The sequence below is a fragment of the Succinivibrio sp. genome (genome assembly GCF_045124615.1).
Classification (GTDB): domain Bacteria; phylum Pseudomonadota; class Gammaproteobacteria; order Enterobacterales; family Succinivibrionaceae; genus Succinivibrio; species Succinivibrio faecicola.
In genome coordinates, this window is sequence record NZ_JBGVMC010000210.1 from 1 (window position 1) to 2,889 (window position 2,889).

At 42.2% G+C, this 2,889-nt stretch carries 2 protein-coding genes; both read left to right on the plus strand.

Annotation, left to right across the window (positions count from 1 at the left end; genetic code table 11):
- Positions 1-1,730, plus strand: a 1,730-nt coding sequence (locus ACJML3_RS05425) for a terminase large subunit (protein WP_406021297.1), incomplete at its 5' end; no start/stop codon positions are given.
- Positions 1,731-1,740: 10 nt separating this feature from the next.
- Positions 1,741-2,889 (plus strand): phage portal protein (locus ACJML3_RS05430; protein WP_406021299.1); only part of this gene is annotated, 1,149 nt, incomplete at its 3' end.

Consider the following 2,889-nt stretch of genomic DNA (forward strand, 5'->3'; position numbering starts at 1 on the left):
AAGAAGTCAGGAAGATGACCAAAAGTAATTGGATTTTGACATATTATCAAAAGATTAAGAACGGGTCCATTGTCGTAGGGCGGTGGATTGAGCTTGTTCTTGAGTATATCGTTAAGGGTTTACAGGAAAAGCAGTTTTTCTATGACCAAAAGAAGGCTAATGAGGCCATTGATTGGATTGAGGAGCATGCTTTTCATACAGAAGGCCCTATGGCACCACAGCCACTCAAGTTGGAGCTCTGGGAAAAGGCTCTTGTGGCTTCAATCTATGGAATTGTCAATGAGGATGGATTCAGACAGTTCCGTGAAGTGGTTTTGATTGTTGCACGTAAAAATGGTAAGTCGTTGCTGGCATCTGCTATTGCTAAATATGAGTGGTGGCAGGGTGGCTATGGAGCAAAGGTTTATAATATCGCTCCAAAGTTGGCACAGGCTGACATCATATATAACAACATATGGCAAATGACACTTTTAGATCCTGAGTACCAGGAGTTAAAAGAAGAGGTCTCGGAAAAGGATGAACACAACAAGAGTGTGAAAGACACAACAGTTTTGCCAAGACATAGAATGACAGATTTGTTCATCCCTGCACAGAATGCCATGGTTACAAAGATTGCATTCTCCGCAAAGAAGAGTGATGGTTTCAATCCTAGCCTTTGTATTTGTGATGAGGTTGCTGCATGGGATGGTGATGCAGGGTTAAAGCAGTATGAAGTTATGAAGTCAGGAATGGGAGCAAGACCAGAGGCAATTCTTTTGAGTTGTTCCACAGCTGGTTATATCAATGACGGAATATATGACGAGCTCCTGAAAAGATGCACAAGGTTTTTACTAGGTGACAGCAAAGAAAAGAAGCTGTTGCCTTTTTTATACATCATTGATGACATTGAGAAATGGAACGACATCAATGAGTTACAGAAAAGCAATCCGAATTTAGGGGTGTCGGTCACTGTTGACTACCTCTTGGAAGAGATTGCAGTTGCAGAAGGATCCTTATCCAAAAAGGCTGAGTTCATCACAAAATACTGCAATTTAAAGCAAAACAGTTCCTTGGCATGGCTAGATGCTCATGTTGTTGAGAACATGTGCGGCGATCCCCTCAGCCTTGAGGATTTTAGAAGTAGTTATGCAGTTTGTGGAATCGACTTGTCGCAGACAACAGACCTGACAGCAGCAACCATTGTTATTGAAAAGAATGGTGAGCTTTATGTGTTCGCAAAGTTCTGGTTGCCAGCTGAGAAAATTGATGAGGCGATTTCAAGAGATGGAGTACCATACAACATTTACCATCAGAGAGGGCTTCTTGATCTCTCAGGAGACAACTTTGTAGATTATCACGATTGCTACAATTGGCTGGTGGATTTGGTGGAAAAATATGAGATTCTGCCTCTTGTAGTTGGTTATGATAGGTACTCGGCACAATACCTGGTGCAACAATTAGAGGGTTACGGCTTTAAAACTGATGATGTTTTTCAGGGTGATAACCTTTGGGGAGTTCTCCAAGAGATGGAGGGGCTTTTCAAGGATAAAAAAGTTCATATAGGCGATAACGACCTATTGAAAATACATCTGCTAAACTCAGCAATCAAAATGAGTGTTGAGAGAGGCAGGGGAAAGCTAGTTAAGATAAATCGGACAATGCACATTGATGGAGTGGCTGCATTGGCTGATGCCTTTTGTGTTCGTCAAAAATGGTATGACGAGATAGGCATAAGGCTCAAGAATGAGTGAGGAATGAGTTATGGGTTTATTTGATTCAATATTTAGACCAAGACAAGCAAAAGAATCACAGATTGTGCTCAAGAATGCTGACGCTTATTTTAAGACAATAACAGGGTATGAGCCTATTTTCCACAATTGGGAGGGTGCCATCTATGAGAGTGAGCTTGTCAGGAGCGCTATTGATGCAAGGGCCAGACATATCTCCAAGCTCAAATTTGAGGTTACAGGATCAGCTCAACAACCTTTGCAGACCAAGCTGAGGCAAGGCCCTAATCAGTGGGAAACATGGAGCGCATTCCTTTACAGAGTTTCCACCATTCTCGACAATCAGAACACATGCTTTGTCACTCCTATTTTTGACGCTGATATGAGAATTACAGGTTATTATCCTGTGATGCCTGATAGATGCACCATTGTGGAATATGAGGGACTGCCATGGCTCAGGTATAAGTTCCATGGTGGTGACTATGCAGCGGTAGAGTTAAGAAAAGTTTGTGTGCTCACTAAGTTTAGATATAAGCGTGATTTCTTTGGAACGGATAACGAAGCACTGAACAGCACACTTGACCTCATTGACATAAACAATCAGGGCATCAAGGAAGGTGTTAAGAGCGCAGCTACTTACAGATTCATGGCACAGCTCAATAACTTTACCAAGCATGAGGATCTGGTCAAAGAGCGTGAGAGATTTTCAGAGGAAAACTTCTCCAAAGAGGCAAAGGGTGGTGGACTTCTCCTATTTCCGAACACCTACACCAATGTGAAGCAGATAACCTCATCACCATACACGATTGACAAAGATCAGATGCAGCTGATCCAGACCAATGTCTTTAACTACTTTGGTGTTAATGAGGATATTCTACAAAACAAGGCTTATGGTGATAGCTGGTCAGCATTCTATGAGGGATGTGTTGAAGAGTTTGCAATCAAATTCTCTGAGGGTCTTACAAAGGCTATGTTCTCAGAGAGGGAGAGAGCGAACGGATCACAAGTCATGCTCACAGCCAATCGTTTACAGTACATGAGCAATGCTGACAAGATGGCATTCACAAATGATGGTCTAGATCGTGGAATGTTATCTGTGAATGAAGCTAGAGAAGTATGGAACTTGGCACCTGTTGAGGGTGGAGATGTAAGGACAATCCGAGGCGAATATAAAAACGCTGAT